The sequence below is a fragment of the Rouxiella chamberiensis genome, from assembly GCF_026967475.1.
Classification (GTDB): Bacteria; Pseudomonadota; Gammaproteobacteria; order Enterobacterales; family Enterobacteriaceae; genus Rouxiella; species Rouxiella chamberiensis.
Genome location: NZ_CP114058.1, coordinates 4,127,926 through 4,149,939 on the forward strand (window position 1 = coordinate 4,127,926; position 22,014 = coordinate 4,149,939).

13 protein-coding genes, 3 tRNA genes and 2 pseudogenes are annotated in these 22,014 nt (G+C 55.5%); 13 read left to right on the forward strand and 5 right to left on the reverse strand.

Annotation, left to right across the window (positions count from 1 at the left end; translation table 11 throughout):
• Positions 1-43: 43 nt before the first annotated feature.
• The 4 genes from O1V66_RS19305 to rsgA form a co-directional block, all read right to left on the reverse strand.
• A complete protein-coding gene (locus tag O1V66_RS19305; protein WP_269127967.1) occupies positions 44-2,590 on the reverse strand; it encodes an autotransporter domain-containing protein in 2,547 nt (848 codons plus the stop codon).
• 260 nt (positions 2,591-2,850) lie between these two features.
• Positions 2,851-6,186: a miniconductance mechanosensitive channel MscM gene (gene mscM, locus O1V66_RS19310; RefSeq protein ID WP_045048968.1), complete on the reverse strand. Its 3,336-nt coding sequence runs from the start codon at positions 6,184-6,186 to the stop codon at positions 2,851-2,853.
• 40 nt (positions 6,187-6,226) lie between these two features.
• Positions 6,227-7,132, reverse strand: coding sequence for an archaetidylserine decarboxylase (asd, locus tag O1V66_RS19315; RefSeq protein WP_045048969.1), 906 nt, complete (start codon positions 7,130-7,132; stop codon positions 6,227-6,229).
• Positions 7,133-7,280: 148 nt separating this feature from the next.
• Positions 7,281-8,318, reverse strand: a complete 1,038-nt coding sequence (gene rsgA, locus O1V66_RS19320) for a small ribosomal subunit biogenesis GTPase RsgA (protein ID WP_045048970.1) — start codon at positions 8,316-8,318, stop codon at positions 7,281-7,283.
• A gap of 108 nt (positions 8,319-8,426) precedes the next feature.
• On the opposite strand from rsgA, the gene orn reads away from it, so the two are divergent.
• The 4 genes from orn (at position 8,427) to O1V66_RS19340 (ending at position 9,573) form a co-directional block, all read left to right on the forward strand.
• On the forward strand, positions 8,427-8,972 hold the full coding sequence (orn, locus tag O1V66_RS19325) for an oligoribonuclease (protein WP_045048971.1): 546 nt from the start codon (positions 8,427-8,429) through the stop codon (positions 8,970-8,972).
• 227 nt (positions 8,973-9,199) lie between these two features.
• Positions 9,200-9,275, forward strand: a tRNA-Gly gene (locus O1V66_RS19330).
• Positions 9,276-9,322: 47 nt separating this feature from the next.
• Positions 9,323-9,398, forward strand: a tRNA-Gly gene (locus tag O1V66_RS19335).
• Between the two features lie 99 nt (positions 9,399-9,497).
• Positions 9,498-9,573 (forward strand) — tRNA-Gly (locus O1V66_RS19340).
• Positions 9,574-9,883: 310 nt separating this feature from the next.
• Here O1V66_RS19340 and queG read toward each other — a convergent pair.
• A pseudogene (gene queG / locus O1V66_RS19345) lies at positions 9,884-11,042 on the reverse strand (tRNA epoxyqueuosine(34) reductase QueG).
• Positions 11,043-11,057: 15 nt separating this feature from the next.
• On the opposite strand from queG, the pseudogene nnr reads away from it, so the two are divergent.
• The 9 genes and pseudogenes from nnr to hflC all read left to right on the forward strand — a co-directional run.
• Positions 11,058-12,554: pseudogene (nnr, locus tag O1V66_RS19350) on the forward strand (bifunctional ADP-dependent NAD(P)H-hydrate dehydratase/NAD(P)H-hydrate epimerase); the annotation flags it as partial.
• A gap of 10 nt (positions 12,555-12,564) precedes the next feature.
• Positions 12,565-13,032 (forward strand): tRNA (adenosine(37)-N6)-threonylcarbamoyltransferase complex ATPase subunit type 1 TsaE, encoded by a 468-nt coding sequence (tsaE, locus tag O1V66_RS19355; RefSeq protein ID WP_045048974.1) that lies wholly within the window; start codon positions 12,565-12,567, stop codon positions 13,030-13,032.
• Between the two features lie 73 nt (positions 13,033-13,105).
• Positions 13,106-14,809 carry an N-acetylmuramoyl-L-alanine amidase AmiB gene (amiB, locus tag O1V66_RS19360; protein ID WP_241481435.1) on the forward strand — a complete coding sequence of 568 codons (1,704 nt, stop codon included), beginning with the start codon at positions 13,106-13,108 and terminating at the stop codon, positions 14,807-14,809.
• A gap of 40 nt (positions 14,810-14,849) precedes the next feature.
• On the forward strand, positions 14,850-16,814 hold the full coding sequence (mutL, locus tag O1V66_RS19365) for a DNA mismatch repair endonuclease MutL (protein WP_045048976.1): 1,965 nt from the start codon (positions 14,850-14,852) through the stop codon (positions 16,812-16,814).
• The gene (miaA, locus tag O1V66_RS19370; protein ID WP_045048977.1) at positions 16,807-17,748 is read left to right on the forward strand and encodes a tRNA (adenosine(37)-N6)-dimethylallyltransferase MiaA; all 942 of its coding nucleotides are present in this window, start codon (positions 16,807-16,809) and stop codon (positions 17,746-17,748) included. Before mutL ends, miaA begins: the two co-directional genes overlap by 8 nt.
• Before the next feature lie 113 nt (positions 17,749-17,861).
• The gene (gene hfq, locus O1V66_RS19375; RefSeq protein ID WP_045048978.1) at positions 17,862-18,170 is read left to right on the forward strand and encodes an RNA chaperone Hfq; all 309 of its coding nucleotides are present in this window, start codon (positions 17,862-17,864) and stop codon (positions 18,168-18,170) included.
• Between the two features lie 98 nt (positions 18,171-18,268).
• Positions 18,269-19,627: a ribosome rescue GTPase HflX gene (gene hflX, locus O1V66_RS19380; protein WP_045048979.1), complete on the forward strand. Its 1,359-nt coding sequence runs from the start codon at positions 18,269-18,271 to the stop codon at positions 19,625-19,627.
• A gap of 17 nt (positions 19,628-19,644) precedes the next feature.
• Positions 19,645-20,913 carry an FtsH protease activity modulator HflK gene (hflK, locus tag O1V66_RS19385; protein WP_045048980.1) on the forward strand — a complete coding sequence of 423 codons (1,269 nt, stop codon included), beginning with the start codon at positions 19,645-19,647 and terminating at the stop codon, positions 20,911-20,913.
• Positions 20,914-20,916: 3 nt separating this feature from the next.
• Positions 20,917-21,924, forward strand: a complete 1,008-nt coding sequence (hflC, locus tag O1V66_RS19390) for a protease modulator HflC (RefSeq protein ID WP_045048981.1) — start codon at positions 20,917-20,919, stop codon at positions 21,922-21,924.
• The last annotated feature ends 90 nt before the right edge of the window (positions 21,925-22,014 follow it).

Below are 22,014 nucleotides of genomic sequence, written 5' to 3' on the forward strand. Positions count from 1 at the left end.
CCCTTTTTTATTGCCATTTCCGGTCTGTTCTTGCGAACCTGTTTTAGAAGCTGTAATTCACGCCCAGACGGACGCTGACATCGTTGCGAATATCACCGGCATGCGTGTAAACACCGGAATTCAGATTCAGATTATGAGTGACGGCAGCGTTCAGGCCCGCTCCCATTGTCATGACTTTACGGATTTTGCCTGCATTTAGCTGATAATCGCCATTTTTGTCGGCAGAAGTTGCCTTGATAGCGGTGTTATCGTGGAATTCCTGCGTATAGCTGACGTCGGCCCAGGGCATCAGTTTAATGCTTTTCACTTCTACCTTGCCGGTAAGGCGCGTACCGATGCCCGCATAGCTCGAACCACTGTGATTTCTGGCGAATTTGACATGGCTGTTGGCAAACGCGTCAGCGGTGGCTTTATCCATGCCGAGCAAGGCATAAGGCTGTACCGAGACGGTTTGGCTCAGCAGGATGTTCACGCCCGAGCGCAACTCTGCACGCAGAACATTGCCTTTATAACCGCTGTTGAGGTGTTCCTTGAGGCCGGTGGTTGAATCGCCGACATTGTTGCTGCTGGCGGAATAACGCAGTTGGCCGTAGCTGAGATTGGCATTGGTAAACAGGCTCCAGGTGCGATTTTGCAGCGCCTGCTGCCAACCGCCGTAAAGACTGTAGAAGTTGCCGGTCACGTGGTTGTTGAAGTCGCCGGCGATAGAGACGTGAGTCAACTTGTTCTTCACCTGGCCGATAGCCAATCCGGTCGTCACACTGCTGCCGTTGCCGAGTTTCCACGTCCAGTCAGCGCCGCTGTTCAGGCCCTGCAAGGTGCTGTGGGCGTCGGTATTGCCCTTTAAATTGGCATCCTGATAGAGATAATCGCCCCATAGACTGGCTCCTTCCCGCACGCCGTAGAACAGGTTGCCTGCGTTCAGGACATTCAGGCGATTGGCGATACTGTCGGTCACTGCCGCCGCCGAGGCTTTGGCACCGTCGAGACCCGCAATGGCACTTTTCACATCACTGGCCAGTTCGGTACGTTTCACCGACAGGATTAGCTCCTGCTGTGCCGCCGCACCTTTGGATTTCGCCGTGGTGTCCAGCGTCGAGAGGGCAAGGCGATCGTTGTAGGCACCGCTGCGCGCGGATACCGCCTGCTGCCCGTTGCCGAAAGCCGTTTTCACCGTTGCGCCTTTCGTCATCGTCAATTGCGTCAGCGCATGATTTCCGGTCGTCGTGTCTTTGGAAAGTCGAGTGACGGTAAGGGCATTTGCGCCTGAAACCTTGGTGGCCACAAGACGATCGCTGGTGTTCATGCCGAGAACACTGTGATTCAGATGGGTAGTCACCAGGGCGCTATTGCCGTTCATGGCAATGTGCATATCTTTCGGTTCGGAGGTCACGACCTGACCCTTGTCACCGATTGAAAGGTTTTGCACGCCGCTAATCTTACCCCAGTAAGTGCTGTTATCGCCGATAACCATGTCCGTCTGGCTGCCGGTATCGGCCATGACGTCCGCATAGACGCCAGAGTTATCCGATACCGTCAGCAGGTTTTTGCCGCTGCCAAAATAGATACGGCCATAGTAGGTGGCGTTGTGGGTAACGAAAATGCTGGCACCTTTCGCGCCCATGACCTTGATGACGCCATCTTGTTGCGAATCGCTGATATCCACCGCCGCCTTGCCCCCGGCATTGATAAAGATATCGCCGACATAGAGGCTCTTATGGGCAATAAACAGGTCGGTATCACCGGTGCTGTCCAACGTGATATCCCCTAAAACAACGCTGTTATCCAGAGAGACATGGTTTTCCTTGGCACCGAAGGCATAAATGGCATCGTTACTGAGAGTGTAATCGGCAGACGACAAATTCAAATAAGGATCAAGCTGTGAATTTTTTAGAGCAATGCTGTTAATGGCATTGCCATGTAGATTAATCGTGCCGTTGGTCAATAAACTGTCATCGAGAAGGATATTTTTATTACCGGTGCCGCTGGCATCAATACTGCCGTTGATAATACTTTTATGGGTGGCGGAGACGATTAATTCGCCGTTATCTTCAGGGTCCTGCCAAATAGCGGACCCCTGCATATAATCTTTATTCTTGACGACCGCATTGACGGGTTTGTCATCGTATTTCAGGCCATTCTGCTGGCCGTTTAACATGGCGTTATCGAGCACCACGGTAATATCGGTTTTTTTACCTCTGTCGCCGGCTTCAATCATATCTGTTTTACTGCCCGGCAATAAATAGACGCTGGCAGCGCCTCCGGTGCTCAGGTTGATATAGTGATCCCCAAGCTGTGTACCGGCAACGATCAGCTCCTGCCTGTCGTTGGCATCTCGGGTCGGGCCTGAAAAATAGACATTATGATTGGCTGCTGCATGGGCAACCACGGCGGCGTTGCCGTTAAGATGCGCCATATTCCAGTTTTCGTTGCGGTTATTGGCACTGTTATTTAAGGTCAGATCGCTAACCTGTCTGGAAATATCCTTGACGACCGGGGTTGCCGCAGAAGCCTGGCCTGCCGCCATGAATGACGACGTTGCCAGCAAAATACATCGGGTCAGAGTTGAAAGACGCATACCGTTGTGCATTTATAATCCTTGAAATTTTAGCCTGATATTTCGTAATGCCAACTGACAAGTTCGCAAAACTGGAGAGTATTAACTCGGATTTGATGCGGCTATTTTCGAGGATATTTAATGACAGGGATATCGTACTAGTAAGGAAAGAGACAAGGGGGTTTAGGGGATATTTAACCGGTAATTATATTTTAATTAATATATTGCCGAGGTCGGGCTAAAACGACTTTCCCCGGCCGACATTCATCAGCCGGGGAAAGCGAGGCGGGCAGTTAGAGATCGCCCGTGTTTCGTGGACCGCCGCTGCTCAGGGTTGCGCTATTGCCGTTTTGCGCGCGGTTCATGGTTTCCATCCGCACCTGGAAAGGCGGGAACGGCAGGGTGATGCCATGCTCGCGGAATCCGGCCAGAATCAGCTGGTGGATTTCATGGCGCAGCGGCATACGATGTGCCATTTCCGCCGCATGCATACGCAGCTCGAAAATCTGGATCCCCTGCTGTAAATCGACCAGATAGGCTTCCGGCGCGGGCGTATCGAGCACCAGTGAACACTTGCGTGCCGCCTGCGTCAGGATAGACGTCACCTCTTCGCTGTTGGCATCGATAGGGGCCGGAACACTCAACACCACGCGCGTTACCGAGTCTGACAGCGACCAGTTGATGAACTGCTCGGTGATAAAGGCCTTGTTCGGCACGATAATCTCTTTGCGGTCCCAGTCGACAATCGTTGTGGCACGGGTATTGATTTTGGTCACACTGCCCGTGAGATTGCGGATGGTCACCGTGTCGCCGATACGGATAGGCTTTTCAAACAGGATCATCAGGCCCGAGATAAAGTTGGCGAAGATCTCCTGCAACCCGAAGCCCAGTCCGACGCCCATTGCCGCGACCAGCCACTGTAGCTTGCCCCATTCTATCCCGAGCATCGAGAAGCCCGTCAGGCCGCCTATCAGCAGCACCGCGTATTTGGTGATAGTCAGCGCGGCGTAACCGGTGCCCGGGGTCAAGTCCAGATGCTGAAGCAACGCAAGTTCCAGCAGGGCAGGCAGGTTACGCACCAGTTGCGTGGTAATAATCAGCACCAGAATCGCGATGAGCACATGGCCGAGCGTAATCGGCTGCATGCTTTCGACGCCCTGCGTGGTAGAAGAAACATCCCACAACTTGATGTTTTCAAGGAATGAAAACGCCGAGTGAATTTCGGACCACAGGAAGATAACCGACACCAGCGCCACCATGGCCAGCAGTGAGCGCACCAGCCGTAATGACTGCGAACTGATAACGTCGAGATCAACGACCGGCTCTTCGATTTCCACCGCTCCTTCGTTGCTGCTCGCAAGCGTTGATTCCTCTTCACCGCGCACGCGCTGCGAAATAATCTCGGCGCGACGCTGCTTGGCACGTTCGAAGGCAATCTTGCGCCGCTGAATCAGCATCCAGCGGCGGATAATGTGATACACCACCAGCAGCAGGAACCAGATAGCCAGCGAGGTTTCCAGACGCGCCAGCAGCGCCTGCGAGGTGGCCAGATACCCGAGCATCGAGGCAAACGCGGCAATCAGCGGCGCGCTCAGCATCATCCACCACAGCGTGCTGTTCAGCATGTTCTCGCCGTTGCCCTGTTTGTCGAGATACAGCGGAATACCGGCGCGTTTAAGGCTCTGTGTCACCAGACTCAGCAGCACGCAAAGCACGATGAAGCACAGACGCCCCAAGGTATTGGAAAACTCGCGATCGTTGAGATTATCAAAGGTAATCAGCGCCATAATCAGCGGCACGATCAGCCAGATTGACAGCTGATAGTAGCGCAGCGCGCGGGAAACACGGCGCTGCGGCCAGTTGAAATGGGTGATGAACAACCCTTTCGGGTGCGCCAGATAGTGACTTATCATAAACAGCCACAGCACCGGCAGGGTCGCGGTCACGCCGTCGCCGATGGCAACCGCAATCGGGAACGGCCATGCGCTCTGCAATCCATAGCCCAGTGCGGCCCACAGGACGGGCAGGGGCAGGGCGACCAGAATCGACCAGAATACCGTACGCGCGGTCAGCGAGAAGTGATCCTGCGTGACCTTGCCGACGCGGCTGCTGGCGCGGTCCAGAAAGTTGTAGTAATGCCGACGCGAACTGACGCTGACAATCACCAGAATCAAGGCGCCAAACAGCGGCATCAGGGTTTCTTTGCTGGTGACCATCATGACCGAGGCCTTGCCGAGCTGGGAAAGCGTGTCGAGCGACAGCAGACGATTCAGGTCATGCATGGTCTGCAACGGATAGTTGAAGCTCAGCGGACTGACATCGGCGACCCAGAACAGATAACGGTGCGCCGCATCGGTGATGTCTTTGAGGGCATCCACCAGCTGCGTATTGGCGACTTTCAGCTTGGTCAGCTCGAGGATCTGCGAGTCACAGCCCGAAAGCAGCGAATTCAGCAGATCGGCCTGGGTTCTCAGCTGTGCCTGTAAAATTCTTTGCTGCGCGGTGCTCAGCGGCTGGCCATCGTCCTGACGTCCCTGACGGTACTGCTGCTGTTTGCCGAGCAGGTCTTCATAGTGCAGACGCTGAACGCGTAACTGCCCCATTTCGCTGTCGAGCTGTTGCGGTTTCGGCATTTCGGGCAGTTTGGCTACCTGCGCGCGCAGGGTTTCACCCAGCAGCGGCGAGGCGTCCAGCCATTGCGCCTGTTCGCGGATAGTGCTCAGCGCCTGACGAACCTGCAGCGTTTGCGCGGCGGCCTGTCTTTGCTGCGAGGAGATGAGATCCATACGCTGCGCCTGCTGGTTCAGCGCCAGCGACAGCTCGCGGTTGGCCTGCAACTGTTCGGTAATCGATTTTGGCTGCTCGCCGCTCTGCTCGGCCAGCTGTTCGGTTTTCTCGAGTGCCGTTTCGGCCTCTTTCTGTCGCTGGCTGTTCAGGTTGTTACGCAGCGTTTGCAGCTGTTCGTCGAGACGATCGTGACGGGTCTTGTAAAGTTCGGCGCGAATGCGCGACAGTTCCTGCCGATTGCTGGCGGAAAGCTGCGCCAGTTCCAGCTCGTCGACGCGTGCCTTGCGGGCGGTAGACTCGGCTTGCAGGGCCTTGAGTTTGGCCTGCGCCAGCGCAGAGTTGTTATTGCTGAAACTTTGCAGGCGCTGATCGACATCGGCCAGCGCGTTGCGGGCTTCGGACTGCTGTTGCGGCAACTGGCTCAGGGAGTCACTGATATCGCGTGAACGGTCCTGCTCCTGACGCAGCTGACGAGCCTCTTCCAGTAACTGGCTGCTGACCTGCAGAATCTGCTGGTCGAGTTCGGTGCTGGAGAGCGTCTCGTCGACCGGCAGGGGTTTGTCGCTCTGGGCTTTCAACTCCTGACGCAGGCTCTGCGTCAGGCGCGGGAAGTCGTCAATGACCGTCTGATATTGCCCCGAACGGGCCAGCGAGGCACGAGATTCACTCAGCCAGTTGATGGCATTTTGCAGCGACTCGACTATCTGCGCCTGGTTGGCCGACTCCTTGTTGGCTTCGGCTTGTTTTAATTCCTGCTGGAGCTGGTCTTCTGAAAGCGCGGCGTTGGCGCATAAAGGCAGCGCCAACAGCAAACTCACCAACAGAGAGGGGATCAGGCGCACTGACTTATTCCTTTCAAATAACTAAAAAACAGCGTTTGTCTTAAACAACCACGTCTGGGGTAACGGGTTCGGCTCGGGGCAAACGAACGGCTTCGGCAAAGGGTTCGCCCATGCGGGTGACAGTGCCGTTTTTCAGCTGCGGCATAAAAGTCACCTGATTGGCGGCAAACAGGTTGATAACGGTGGAACCCAGCTTGAAGCGGCCCATCTCCTGACCTTTTTCCAGTGCGATCGCGCCTTCCGTACCGGCTGCCGGATAGGTCCAGCGCTTGATGATGCCTTCGCGCGGCGGCGTAATCTGGCCTGCCCAGACGGTTTCGATGCTGCCGACGATGGTCGCGCCGACCAGAATCTGCACCATCGGGCCGAATTCGGTATCGAAGACGCAGATAACGCGCTCGTTGCGGGCAAACAGGTTGGGCACGTTGGCTGCCGTCAGCGGGTTTACGGAGAACAGGTCGCCGGGCACGTAGGTCATTTCACGCAGCACGCCGTCGCACGGCATATGCACGCGGTGATAATCACGCGGGGCCAGGTAGGTCGTGGCAAACAGGCCTTCGCGGAACTGTTCTGCCAACTGATAGTTACCCGCCAGCAGCGCTTCGAGCGAGTAGAAATGGCCTTTCGCCTGGAACAGATTGTTGTCGACAATCGCCCCGAGCTGGCTGATGGCGCCGTCGGCCGGCAGACACAGCATGTCCAGACCGCTGACCACCGGACGCGCACCGGCACGCAGCGGGCGCACGAAGAAATCGTTGAAGGTCGGGTAGGCGGAGAATTTAGGGTCTAGCGCTTCTTTCATGTCGACTTTGTAGTAGCTGGCGAAGGCTTTGATAACCCACTGGGTCAGCGTGGCGGCGCGGCGTTCGGCACCCCAGCCTGCCAGACGGGTCAGGCCTTGTTTCGGCAGCAGGTATTGAAGTTTTATTTTGATTTTGTCTAACACGGATTACCCTCTCGAAAATGGAGACCCGGTATCATTCCTGCTGTAACGCGAAATGGCCGGGATCTCTGCCGCAAAGGGCGGCAGAAACAATAATGAAAACGAGCAGCAAAAAGCGGCCCGAAGATTTTAAAGGAACTGACGGCAATTATCAGAGGCTGTCGAAGTTTTTACGCGTTTTTACATCGACCATGCTCTCGAGGATGCGATGATAGTTGTCAAAACGCTCCTCGGCGATTTCGCCCTTGTCTACCGCTTCGCGAATGGCACAGCCGGGATCGCTGCCGTGTTTGCAGTCGCGGAACTTGCAGTAGCCGAGATACGGACGAAACTCGACAAAGCCTTGCGTGATCTGCTCGGCGGCCAGATGCCAAAGACCGAATTCGCGCACGCCCGGGGAGTCGATGACGTCGCCGCCGTGCTGGAAGTGGTACAAACGCGCCGCCGTGGTGGTGTGCTGACCCAGACCGGAGTTGTCGGAGACATCGTTCACCAGAATCTGTTTCTCTTCCGGCGGCAGCAGGGCGTTGAGCAGGCTGGATTTACCCACGCCAGACTGACCCGCAAAGATGCTGATGCGCCCGGTCAGCGCGGCGATGAACTCTTCCATGCCTTCGCCGGTATAGCTTGAGACTTCCAGTACGCGGTAATTGATATGGCGGTAGATATCCATCATCTGCGCGACAAATTTGCGGCTTTCGTCGTCCAGCAGGTCAATCTTGTTCAGCACGATAAGCGGCTCGACCTCGACCGTTTCACAGGCTACCAGATAGCGGTCGATGATATTGAGAGACAGCTCGGGAAGAATGGCAGAGACGATCACGATTTGATCGATGTTGGCGGCGATAGGTTTTACGCCGTCGTAGAAATCGGGGCGCGTCAGTACCGACGTGCGTTCATGCACGGCTTCAACGATACCCTTGACGCTGGCGTTTTCGCCGGAGCGCCACACGACGCGGTCTCCGGTCACCAGCGAACGGATGGTCCGACGGATGTTGCAGCGATGCTGGCTGCCGTCGGTAGCTTCAACGTCAGCGTGCATCCCGAAACGGCTGATCACGATACCTTCCTGTGGTTCGCCGTGCAGGGAGTCGTCCAGCTCTTTCCGCTTGTCCGTCTTGGTCAGACGACGTTCGTGGTTGGCGTTAACGCGACGTTGTTGCCCTTTTGACAGTTTTATCTTAGTCACTGCGCCTCACTTGACTGGCTTTAATCGCTCGTTGCGACCAAAACGACTATGATACCAGCTATTTCGTATTAATTAACCGTTGTGGGACTTTTCATAACTGGAGCCTGTATGTCTGTAAGTGATAACAACCTCATCTGGATCGATCTGGAAATGACCGGCCTCAATCCCGAGCGCGACCGAATCATTGAAATCGCTACCTTAGTTACCGACGCCAATCTGAACATTCTGGCGGAAGGGCCGGTCATGGCGGTGCATCAGTCCGATGCGCAGCTGGCGCTGATGGACGACTGGAATGTAAACACGCACACCGGAAGCGGGCTGGTGGACCGCGTCAAGGCCAGTATGCTCGATGAAAACGCCGCGCAGCAGAAAACCCTCGAGTTCCTGAAAAAGTGGGTACCGGCAGGCAAATCGCCCATCTGTGGTAACAGCATTGGGCAGGATCGCCGTTTTCTGTTTAAGTATATGCCGGAGCTGGAAGCCTACTTCCACTATCGCTATCTGGATGTCAGTACGCTGAAAGAACTGGCTCGCCGCTGGAAACCCGAAGTGCTCGACGGCTTTACCAAGCAGGGCACACATCAGGCCATGGATGACATTCGCGAGTCGGTGGCCGAATTAGCCTATTACCGCGAACATTTTATTAAATTGTGATGTCGGGCTAAAATATTTCAGGCGGTGAAATCGGGCGGCAAACGCCCCTTTTTGCCGTCGGATTGCTGGTTAAATGTGCGCTTTGCTCTTTTAATCGGCACTTGAACGAAATATTGAATAAAAACGGTTTTTTTGTGAAAGGGGGCTTGCGGCGTTAAAGATTTCTCGTATAATGCGCACCCCGTACCGATGAAGAATTCGTTTAGATGATTTCGTCGATATGCAGAGCGGGAATAGCTCAGTTGGTAGAGCACGACCTTGCCAAGGTCGGGGTCGCGAGTTCGAGTCTCGTTTCCCGCTCCAAATTTAGTACAGGTTTTACAGTAAGTTATAAAGCACCACCATGCGACGCGGGAATAGCTCAGTTGGTAGAGCACGACCTTGCCAAGGTCGGGGTCGCGAGTTCGAGTCTCGTTTCCCGCTCCAAACTTTTCAAATGTTGTATTTGTCGTAGAGCAAGTGACTCTTCATACGAAGAGGGCTTACGAAACGAATTTACAACCGCAGCAAGATTTACACCTCTTTGCGGGAATAGCTCAGTTGGTAGAGCACGACCTTGCCAAGGTCGGGGTCGCGAGTTCGAGTCTCGTTTCCCGCTCCAAATTTTATCTTCCAAACACAACGCCAGTCACCACGCGCTTTGCGTGTCATTTTCGTCGTTTTTTCCTCGTGGAAAACATGGCCTGAATTATTTTTGTGAACAGAGTTATCCACAGATTCTGTACAAATTCTGCACTGCTTTTTATTTGATCAGCCAATATTGTTAAAAAATAACTCTTTGAATTTTAACAAATAATTAAAAACTGAAAACGCTATAGCGATCTCTTGCTCTTTTTTTGCAGTTGATCGGCAAAGCCTTTTTATTTTTATGCACAGAAGCATATTTTCAGGGATGACCAAAATTCCCCTTTTCAGGCGTCGCGCGGCAAACCTTTTTCCACAGCCCGAATCAGCCTTTTCTTCTGTGAAGACTGCACTTCAATCTGATGTTCACTTCTTCTGACTAGCTGTTGTGCTATTGACCACTCAATATGCTCGTCCAACATACTGTTTTCTCCTTTTCGGCTCTCGAGTGCCAGCACGATATTTTCGTGATAGGGCGCATTGCCGAGTGCTACGGAGATATTGCGCAGCCAGCGCAGATGGCCGATACGGCGGATAGGCGAAACCTTCGGTGATGCGCAGAAACTTCTCTTCCTTCCAGCCAAACAATTCAATGAGTTCGGGAGCATGCAAGGCGGCGCGCGGGCTGAAATCGTCTTCGTCCGTCAGCTGTGAATAACGGTTCCACGGGCAGATAAGCTGACAGTCGTCGCAGCCATAGATACGGTTGCCCATCAGCGGGCGAAACTCTTCGGGAATGGCGCCTTCAAGCTCGATGGTCAGATAGGAAATACAGCGACGGGCATCAACCTGATAGGGCGCAACGATCGCGCCGGTCGGGCAGGTGGTGATACAGGCGACACAGCGGCCACACTGTTCTTCCTGCGGTTTGTCGACCGGCAGGGGCAAATCGATCAGGAGTTCACCCAGGAAAAACCAGGAGCCGGATTCGCGGTTGAGAATTAGTGAGTGCTTACCAACCCAGCCAAGACCGGCTTTCTCGGCCAGTGGCCGTTCCATGATAGGCGCAGAATCCACAAAGGGCCGAAAGCTGAGCGCCGAATCCGGCTGTGACGCGGTACAGAAATCCTGAATCATGTCGCCCAGTTTTTTCAGCCGCTGACGCAGAACCTTGTGGTAGTCGCGTCCCAGGGCATAACGGCTGACATAGCCTAGTGTCGGGTTGTTCAGGGTCTTGGCGAACGCGGCTTTGGCGGGCAAATAGTTCATGCGCACGCTGATTACCCGCAGTGTGCCGGGCAGCAACTCATGCGGACGCGCACGCATCATGCCGTGACGCGCCATCCAGTCCATCTCTCCATGATATTGTTTATCAAGCCATGCCTGAAGTTTCGGCTCTTCGGCAGACAGGTCGGTATCACAGATGCCAACTTGCTGGAAACCTAGCGACTGGCCCCATTGCTTGATATGTTGGGCTAATTGATCGAGATCGAGGAGGTGCGTCATGACTAACCAGATTGAAAAAAGAACCCGACAAGTTTACCATATTCTGTCTACTCTGCGGACTGGTTAAGAGAGGCCGAAGCACAGGCCGCGCGTGACACCGGTCTTTCGCTGTTTACCCTGATGCAGCGCGCCGCGGCGGCGGCCTTTCGTCATGCCCGCGTCACCTTTGCGCAGGCGACGGACTGGCTGATACTGTGCGGGCATGGCAATAACGGCGGTGACGGCTATGAGCTGGCTCGCCTGGCCAAAAACGCCGGTCTGAACGTTACGCTGCTGGCCGTAGGCAGCGACAAACCCCTGCCTGCCGAGGCCGAAAAAGCGCGCAAAGGCTGGCTGGATGCAGGCGGGAAGATAGGCAATGCCGACGCGCGCTGGCCTGAGAAAATCGACTTGATAGTCGACGGGCTGCTGGGGACCGGGCTGAGTTCCGCGCCCCGCGAGCCGGTCGCCCGTCTTATCAGGGCAATAAACCATCATGATGCGCCCGTCCTGTCTCTGGATATTCCTTCGGGCCTTGCCGCGCAAACCGGCACCGTCGCGGGCGATGCGGTACATGCTGCGCTAACCGTCTCTTTTATCGCCCTGAAACCCGGCTTGCTGACCGGACAGGCGCGCGACTATGTCGGCACACTCTCTTGCGATGCGCTGGGGCTGGAAAGCTGGCTCAGCGGCCATCGTCCCCTGTTGCAACGGCTTGACGCGAGCCTGCTTGCGCGCTGGCTCAAGCCGCGTCGTCCCTGCTCTCACAAGGGCGAACATGGGCATCTTCTGTTGATAGGGGGCGATGTCGGTTTCGCCGGTGCGATTCGTATGGCTTCGGAATCCGCGCTGCGCACGGGCGCAGGTATGGTGCGAGTACTTACTCACAAGCAGCACATCGGGCCTCTGCTTACCGCTCGCCCCGAGCTGATGGTGCAGGAGCTTGATGAAGACGCCTTGAAATCCGCGCTCGACTGGGCCAGCACGGTAGTCATCGGGCCGGGACTGGGTCAGAACGCATGGGGGCAGGCGGCATATCGGCTGGTTGCCGAAAGTGAAAAACCTGCGCTGTGGGACGCCGATGCGCTAAACATGCTGGCAAAAGCCCCTGATAAACGGCAAAATCGCGTCTTGACGCCACATCCGGGCGAAGCCGCGCGTTTACTCGGCTGCTCGGTGAAAGACATTGAAAGCGATCGCCTCGCCGCGTTGAAGCAGCTGACGCAGCGCTACGGCGGCGTGGTGGTATTGAAGGGCGCGGGCACGCTGATTGGTTCGCAGGAAGGGCACATCGCGCTCGCCGATGTCGGCAATGCGGGCATGGCCTCCGGCGGCATGGGTGATATCCTGTCCGGCGTGATTGGCGCGCTGCTTGCGCAGAAGTTATCTTGTTATGATGCGGCCTGTGCCGGTGCCGTGGTCCATGGCGCGGCGGCGGACGTCATCGCCGAACGCCGAGGCACGCGCGGCATGCTGCCCACCGATTTATTACACTGGATAACCCCGTTGGTTAATCCCGAGCTGGAAAAATAGAAACGACCCCATGAATCAACTGACACTACCTCTGCCCGATGAAGCCTCGACCCTCAAACTGGGGGCAGATCTAGCCACCGCCTGTACGGGGGCGACCGTCATTCATCTTTTTGGCGATCTGGGTGCCGGCAAAACCACGTTCAGCCGCGGTTTCCTGCAGGCGCGTGGGCATAAAGGCAACGTCAAAAGCCCGACTTATACGCTGGTCGAGCCTTATCAGCTTCATCCGATGGCGGTCTATCATTTCGACCTGTATCGTCTCGCCGACCCCGAGGAGCTGGAGTTCATGGGCATTCGTGACTATTTTACAGAGGACGCTATCTGTCTGGTCGAATGGCCTCAGCAAGGAACGGGTGTTCTCCCCGATCCTGATCTTGAACTGACGCTCGATTATCGGGAAGACGGGCGACTGGCCACCCTCAAGGCCGTTTCCGAGGCAGGTAACCGTTTACTGCAGGTGCTACAAAAGCAAGGATAATGCTGTAATGATTCAATGCGTTAACAGAGTTTGGAAAAAGGTTGCAGCTGCCTTGGTGGTGACTGTAACACTGATGATACCGGCAACCATGGTGCCTGCCTTTGCCGCAGGGATGAAAAATATCAACGTTTCCAACGGGAGTACGCAATCCACTGTCACCATCGATTTCGATGGCAAGCCCGACTATTCGTTCTTTCCGCTGCACAGTCCCGAGCGGGTGGTTATCGATATCAAGCAGAATGGCATCATGCGCGGCCTGCCGCTTAATTTCAGCGGTCAGAATCTGGTTCGCCGCGTGCGTTCAAGCACGCCAGCCGATGCGAAAACCCAGCGTCTGGTGTTTGAACTGACGCAGAAAGTCAGAACCAACGCGCAGGTGCAGCAAAACGGCAGCCAGTACACGGTGGTGTTTACGCTTAATGCCGCGGCGCAGCGCACTCTGTCTTCGCCGATGATTTCCAGCGTGCAGTCCGCCAGTCGTCCGGTGCCGGCGCAACCTCGGCGCGCCAATCCGTTTGACGGCGACAAAACGCCTGTCGCGACTACCGCGCCCGTTCCCGCCGCCGCGTTAACCCCGCGCACCAGCGGTAACGATGCCGATAATCAGGTGATTGTGGCGATTGACGCCGGTCACGGTGGGCAAGACCCCGGCGCGCAGGGTGCCGGCGGGCTAAAAGAGAAAAACGTTACCATTGCCATCGCCCGCAAGCTTCAGGCGGAGATGGCGCGTGATCCGATGTTCAAACCCGTGCTGACCCGCGACGGCGACTACTTTATCTCCGTGATGGGCCGCTCGGACGTCGCGCGCAAGAAGGGCGCCAATCTGCTGGTGTCCATTCACGCGGATGCCGCGCCGAACCGCAGCGCCAGTGGCGCGTCCGTGTGGGTGCTGTCGAATCGTCGCGCCAACAGCGAGATGGGTAACTGGCTGGAGCAGCACGAGAAACAGTCCGAGTTGCTCGGCGGAGCCGGTGACATGCTGGCAAACACCGCCTCGGACCCGTATCTCAGTCAGGCGGTACTGGATTTACAGTTTGGTCATTCGCAGCGCGTAGGTTACGACGTCGCGACGAAAGTGCTCCAGCAGTTGCGCCACGTCGGTGCGCTGCATAAAAGCAAGCCTGAACATGCCAGCCTCGGCGTATTGCGTTCACCGGATATCCCGTCGCTGCTGGTTGAAACCGGCTTTATCAGTAATCCTAGTGGGGAGCGGCTGCTTGGAAGCAGCGCGTATCAGGATAAAATTGCACACGCCATCTATGAAGGCCTGCGCAGTTATTTCCTGGCGCATCCGTTACAATCCGGCCCAAAGGTCGAAAACCGACCGTTGCTGTCCAGCGCAACGGCGGTTAACTCCTCACCTCCGGCCAGCGCCTCTCTGAGCCAGCCCGGCCCGATTGAAACCACGGCGGCGCTGGGCGGCGCGACGCAGATTCACCAGGTTAAACGCGGTGAAACGCTGACCGGCATTGCCGCGCACTATGGCACCACGCCTGCCGCGCTGCATGACCTTAACAAGCTGAAGAAAGACGGCGTGTGGGTCGGACAGCGACTGAAAGTGCCTGCGGGCACCTCGGCGGTGTCGAGAAACACGACCGCCAGAGTCAGCGTGGCGCAGGGATCAAAAAGGAAGGCGCGGCATAAAGTGGTGGGCGGCGATACGCTGTCGGCAATTGCCTCGCATTATGGCGTGAGCATGAGCGATATTCGTACCGCCAACCACATGAAATCCGGTGACGTGCAGCTTGGTCAGACGCTGACCATTCCGCAATCCTGACCGGACGTTGAAATCCTCTTTTCTGGTTAACAGGAGCGCTATGCCGATTCGGGTACTGCCACCGCAGCTGGCAAATCAGATAGCCGCAGGCGAGGTTGTCGAACGGCCCGCGTCGGTGGTTAAAGAGCTGGTCGAAAACAGTCTTGACGCGGGCGCGACGCGAATCGATATCGATATCGATCGTGGCGGGGCCAAGCTTATCCGTATCCGTGATAACGGCTGCGGCATCGGCAAAGACGAACTGGCGCTGGCGCTGGCGCGTCATGCTACCAGCAAAATCAGCTCGCTCGATGATCTGGAAGCCATTCTCAGCCTCGGCTTTCGCGGCGAGGCGCTGGCGAGTATCAGCTCGGTTTCGCGCCTGATGCTGACATCGCGTACGGCCGCGCAAGACGAAGCCTGGCAGGCGTATGCCGAAGGGCGTGATATGGCGGTCACGGTGAAACCGGCCGCGCATCCGCAGGGATCCACGGTCGAAGTGCTGGACTTGTTTTACAACACGCCTGCGCGCCGCAAATTCATGCGCACCGAAAAAACCGAATTTACACACATCGACGAAGTCGTGCGCCGCATTGCGCTGGCCCGTTTCGACGTGGCTATCAATCTTAGCCACAACGGCAAACTGGTACGGCAATATCGCGCGGTGAAAGACCCGGCGCAGAATTCGCGTCGGCTTGCCAGCATTTGCAGCACCACGTTTGTCGAGCACGCGCTCGAAGTCGAATGGAGTCACGGTGATCTCGCGATTCGTGGCTGGGTGGCCGACCCTGCCGGGTCGCGCACGCTGACCGACATGCAGTATTGCTACGTGAATAACCGCATGATGAAAGATCGCCTGATTAACCACGCGATCCGCCAGGCGTATCAGGATCAGCTCAAAGACGATCAACAGCCCGCCTACGTGCTGTATCTGGATGTCGATCCGCATCAGGTGGATGTCAACGTGCATCCGGCCAAGCACGAGGTGCGCTTTCATCAATCACGTCTGGTGCATGATTTTATCTATCAGGCGGTGGTGTCGGTGTTGCAGCAGGCGGGCAATCCGGTGCTCGACAGCGCGCCCGTCGAAGAAGAAACGCCACGCTGGCAGCCCGAAAATCGGCAGGCGGCGGGCGGTAACCACTTCTCGCGTCCGTCCGAGGCGGCCAGACCCGCCGCGCCACGTACGCAATCTGCGCCGACCACTTCGACGTCTTCTTCTTCCGCGCCGTCCGAAAGAAAAGCCATTTTCCCCGAAACTTCGCGTTCGGCGCATCTTCGCGAACCGACCCAGCGTTTTACCGAAGGGAATCCGTACAGCAAACCGCAGGGCGAACTGTATCAGCGTCTGCTGAAGGCCGAAGACAGCCCGGCGTATCCGCCGAAAAACCTTGGCGAGCAGCCCGTCCACGCGGCGAATGCTGCGGCGAAATCCGCTTCCGTGGAGCAGCAGGATGCCCTCGAAGGACACAGCCAGAGTTTCGGCCGCGTGCTGACGGTGTGCGCACCCAGTTATGCACTGCTCGAGCGTGGACAAAAACTGGTGCTGTTATCGCTGCCCATCGCCGAAAGATGGTTGAAAACGGCCCAGTTAACCCCCACTTCCGAAGGGTTGCGTCCGCAGCCGCTGCTGATCCCGGTGAAATTGAACTTGAGTAAAGAGGAACGTGCCGCCTTTACACAACATCAAGCGCTTTTACAGCATTTCGGGATAGAAATGCTGATGGAGCACCAGCGTGGGACCTTGCGCACGGTACCTTTACCATTACGCCAACAAAATTTACAAAAGTTGATACCCGACCTGTTAGGCTATATTGCGGTTCTGCAGGAGGTCACTCCTGATGCGGTAGCTATGTGGTTTGCCCGCAATATCGGCAGCGAGCACGAAGTCTGGACGGTTTCACAAGCAATACAATTACTCACGGACGTCGAGCGACTCTGCCCTCAGCTGGTCAGGTCACCGCCTTCCGGACTCTTGCAACCTGTTGATTTACAGCCGACATTGGCGGCTTTTAAGCATGACTGATTCAGAAACCAAAACATTACCTCCTGCCATTTTCATCATGGGCCCCACAGCCTCGGGCAAAACTGCCCTGGCAATGGCGTTGCAACAGCATCTTCCGGTTGAACTTATCAGCGTCGACTCTGCTCTTATCTACAAGGGCATGGATATCGGCACGGCAAAACCGACGCCCGAAGAGCTGGCCGCCGCACCGCACCGCCTGATAGACATTCTCGACCCCGCGCAGTCCTACTCGGCTGCCGATTTCCGCGCCGATGCCCTGCGCGAAATGGCCGAGATCACGGCGCGCAACAAAATTCCGTTGCTGGTCGGTGGCACCATGCTTTATTTCAAGGCGCTGCTGGAGGGGCTTTCGCCGCTTCCTCCTGCCGATCCTGCGGTGCGGGCGCGTATAGAAGCGCAGGCCGAAGAACAGGGTTGGGAAGCGCTGCACAATCAATTAAATGAGATAGATCCGGTATCGGCAGCACGTATTCATCCGAATGATCCCCAGAGACTCTCCAGAGCACTGGAAGTTTTTTATATTTCGGGTAAAACTTTAACGGAACTCGTTAAAATTTCGGGTGAAGCGATACCTTACCAGGTTCACCAATTTGCGATTGCACCTACGAGTCGCCAATTGTTGCACGATCGTATTGAAATGCGTTTTATGCAGATGGTTGCCAACGGATTCGAAACCGAAGCAAGAGCGCTTTTCACTCGGGGTGATTTGCATACGGACATGCCTTCCGTTCGTTGTGTCGGTTATCGCCAGATGTGGTCATATATTTCCGGTGAGATCGACTACGATGAAATGGTTTATCGTGGTGTTTGTGCGACACGGCAGCTGGCCAAACGTCAGATGACCTGGTTGCGCGGTTGGGAAGGTGTCGAATGGCTGGATTCCGAGAAGCCCGACGAGGCCTTAACCCGTGTAATTCAGGTTGTTAGTGCATAGGTTGGATGATTGTGTACAATTGATGAGTACTCAACGCGCAAATTTTTTAATGTGATTTATTTTCGAGCTTATGCTCACAGTTACAAACAACAAACAAATAAGGAAAAGATAGAATGGCTAAGGGGCAATCTTTGCAAGATCCGTTCCTGAACGCATTGCGTCGCGAACGTGTTCCGGTTTCTATTTACTTGGTGAATGGTATTAAGCTGCAAGGCCAGATTGAGTCTTTCGATCAGTTTGTGATTCTTTTGAAAAACACGGTAAGCCAGATGGTGTACAAACACGCTATCTCCACCGTTGTTCCTTCGCGCTCGGTTTCTCATCACAGTAACAATCCAGGTGGTGGTGCTTCCAATAACTATCATCATGGTAGCGCACCGTCTGCTCCACAGCAGCCGCAGGATGGCGATGACGCCGAATAAGGCGCACCGTTATTCAATCTCGAAGGGGTTCATAAGAGGTTTTTCGCCGCTTATGTGCCCCTCGTTGAATCTAATTTCTCAATTGAGAGGTCACACGCTTGTTTGACCGTTATGAAGCCGGTGAGCAGGCCGTACTGGTTCATATCTATTTCTCGCAGGACAAAGTCACGGAAGATCTCAGCGAATTCGAATCGCTGGTCTCCTCTGCCGGGGTTGAGGCTTTACAAGTCATCACCGGAAGCCGCAAGGCTCCGCACCCTAAATACTTTGTCGGTGAAGGAAAGGCCCAAGAAATCGCAGATGCCGTTAAAGCAACCGGCGCATCTGTAATCCTGTTTGATCACGCATTGTCACCCGGCCAGGAACGTAACCTGGAAGCCTTGTGCGAATGTCGCGTGGTTGATCGTACCGGACTTATTCTAGATATTTTTGCCCAGCGCGCCCGTACTCACGAAGGTAAACTCCAGGTAGAACTGGCCCAGTTACGCCATATTGCAACCCGACTGGTACGAGGCTGGACTCACCTTGAACGCCAGGGTGGCGGAATTGGCGCGCGCGGTCCCGGGGAAACCCAGCTCGAAACCGACCGTCGTTTGCTCCGTGACAGAATCACTCTTATTTTAAGCCGCCTTGAACGCGTCGAAAAACAGCGCGATCAGGGACGACGTTCCAGAATGCGTGCCGATATTCCTACCGTTTCACTGGTCGGATATACCAACGCCGGAAAGTCCACGCTGTTCAACCGCATTACCGAGGCCGACGTTTACGTGGCCGATCAGTTGTTTGCCACGCTCGACCCTACACTGCGACGCATTATGGTTGCCGACGTAGGCGAAACGGTGATGGCAGATACCGTAGGGTTTATTCGTCACCTGCCCCATGATCTGGTTGCTGCTTTCAAGGCAACGCTGCAGGAAACCCGACAGGCATCTCTGTTAATGCATGTTATTGATGCAGCCGATATTCGCGTCGAAGAAAACATTGACGCAGTGAATACGGTATTGGCAGAGATAGAAGCAGATGATATTCCTGTGCTGTTAGTGATGAATAAAATAGATATGCTGGACAACTTTGTTCCGCGTATCGACCGCAACGAAGATAATTTGCCTGTCAGAGTTTGGCTATCGGCCGTAACAGGTGAAGGCATCCCGTTGTTATTTCAAGCATTAACGGAACGTCTGTCTGGTGAAATCGCACAGGTTGAATTGTGCCTGCCACCGGAAGCGGGCCGCCTTCGCAGTCGTTTTTACCAGCTTCAGGCAATTGAAAAAGAGTGGATTGAAGAAGATGGAAGCATCGGGTTAACGGTGCGTTTGCCTGTCGTTGACTGGCGCCGTCTCTGCAAACAGGAACCGGCTATGGGCGATTACGTTCGTAACGGATACTCGGTGGATTTCGAAATGAAAGACAACTGGGATAACCTGCCAGACCAAGAGCCTGAAGAACACCAATCATAGAATAATGGAGCTATAACATGGCGTGGAATCAGCCCGGTAATAACGGACAGGACCGCGACCCCTGGGGAAGCAGCAAAAATAGCGGCAACTCTGGTGGTGATAATTCTGGTGGAAATAACAATAAAGGCGGGCGCGAACAGGGCCCTCCCGATCTTGACGATATCTTCCGAAAGCTCAGTAAAAAACTCGGCGGTTTTGGTGGCAAGGGTTCCGGAAACGGCACCGGTCCGCAGAGAAACATGAGCGGCCGGTTCGTGGGCCTTGCCGTGGTCGCCGTCGTGGTTATCTGGGCTGCCAGCGGTTTCTATACCATCAAGGAAGCCGAGCGCGGTGTGGTTACCCGTTTTGGCAAGTTCAGCCATCTGGTTGAACCTGGTCTGAACTGGAAACCGACCTTTATCGATCAGGTGCAGGCGGTTAACGTCGAATCCGTTCGCGAGCTTGCGGCGTCCGGCATCATGCTGACCTCCGATGAAAACGTAGTGCGCGTCGAAATGAACGTGCAGTATCGCGTGACCGATCCCCGCGCCTATCTGTTTAGCGTGGCAAACGCCGACGACAGCCTGAGCCAGGCGACCGACAGCGCGCTTCGCGGCGTTATCGGCAAGTACACCATGGATAAAATTCTGACCGAAGGCCGCACCACGGTACGTAGCGATACACAGCGCGTACTGGAAGAGACCATTCGTCCGTATGACATGGGGATCACCGTTCAGGACGTCAACTTCCAGACGGCGCGTCCGCCAGAGGAAGTGAAAGCCGCCTTCGACGATGCCATTGCCGCGCGCGAGAACGAGCAGCAGTACATCCGCGAGGCCGAAGCCTATGCCAACGAGGTGCAGCCACGTGCAAACGGTCAGGCCCAGCGTCTGCTTGAAAACGCCAAAGCCTACAAAGATCGTACCGTGCTGGAAGCGCAGGGTGAAGTCGCCCGCTTCGCCGAACTGCTGCCTGAGTACAAGGCCGCGCCGGAAATTACCCGCGAGCGTCTGTATATCGAAACCATGCAGGATGTGCTGAGCAATACCCGCAAAGTGCTGATTAACGATAAAAGCAACAATTTGATGGTGATGCCGCTGGATCAACTCCTGCAAGGCAAGACCGCCGCCAACAGCGCAAACGGAAACAGTGCCAACAGCCTGATCCCGCTTCGCCAGGCGCCGGCCTCATCAAACGGCAATCGTAACAGCAGTGCCAGCAACGGCGCAGGAACATCTGGCAGTGTCATGGATCAACGCCGTGCCGATGCACAGCGTGACGACACCCTTCGCGTAGGGAGAGAATAACCAATGCGTAAGTCAATCATACTGGTCGTTGTTGTCGTACTGGTGGCGCTCTACGCTTCACTGTTCGTGGTGCAGGAAGGTCAGCGCGGTATCGTGCTGCGTTTCGGCAAGGTACTGCGTGACGGCGACAATAAACCGCAGGTGTATTCACCGGGCCTGCACTTTAAAATGCCTTTCTTCGAATCCGTGAAGACGCTGGATGCCCGTGTGCAAACCATGGACAACCAGGCCGACCGCTTCGTGACCAAAGAGAAGAAAGACCTGATCGTCGATTCCTATCTGAAATGGCGCATCAGCGATTTTAGCCGCTACTATCTGGCGACCGGCGGTGGCGATGTGTCACAGGCCGAAGTGCTGCTGAAACGTAAATTCAGTGACCGTCTGCGCTCCGAGATTGGTCGTCTTGACGTCAAGGACATCGTGACCGACTCGCGCGGTCGTCTGACACTGGACGTTCGCGATGCCCTGAACAAAGGCACCGACGATGACGATGCGGCTGCCGCAGCCACTACCGAAGCCGACAACGCCATTGCTTCTGTCGCCAAGCGCGTCGAGCAGGAAACCAACGGCAAGGTGCCGGCGGTCAATCCGAACAGCATGGCTGCGCTGGGTATTGAAGTGGTCGATGTGCGTATCAAGCAGATCAACCTGCCGGCGGAAGTGTCGGATGCCATCTTCCAGCGTATGCGTGCAGAGCGTGAAGCTGTTGCGCGTCGCCACCGTTCGCAAGGTCAGGAAGAAGCCGAGAAATTGCGTGCAACCGCGGACTACGAAGTGACCCGTACTCTGGCAGAAGCCGAACGCACCGCGCGTATTACTCGCGGTGAAGGTGATGCCCAGGCTGCAAAACTGTTTGCCGATGCCTTCAGTCAGGATCCTGACTTCTATGGCTTTATCCGTAGCCTGCAGGCTTACAGAGAGAGCTTCAGCAGCGGCAACGATGTCATGGTAATGAGCCCGAATGACGATTTCTTCCGCTACATGAAATCGCCGGACAAAACCAAACCGTAATCGATATTGTCATCATCTGACGATGTCGCCAAAAGGCCCCTTGCGGGCCTTTTGTTTTTTCTGCATTTCCTCTTTTGCCAACACGAGAGC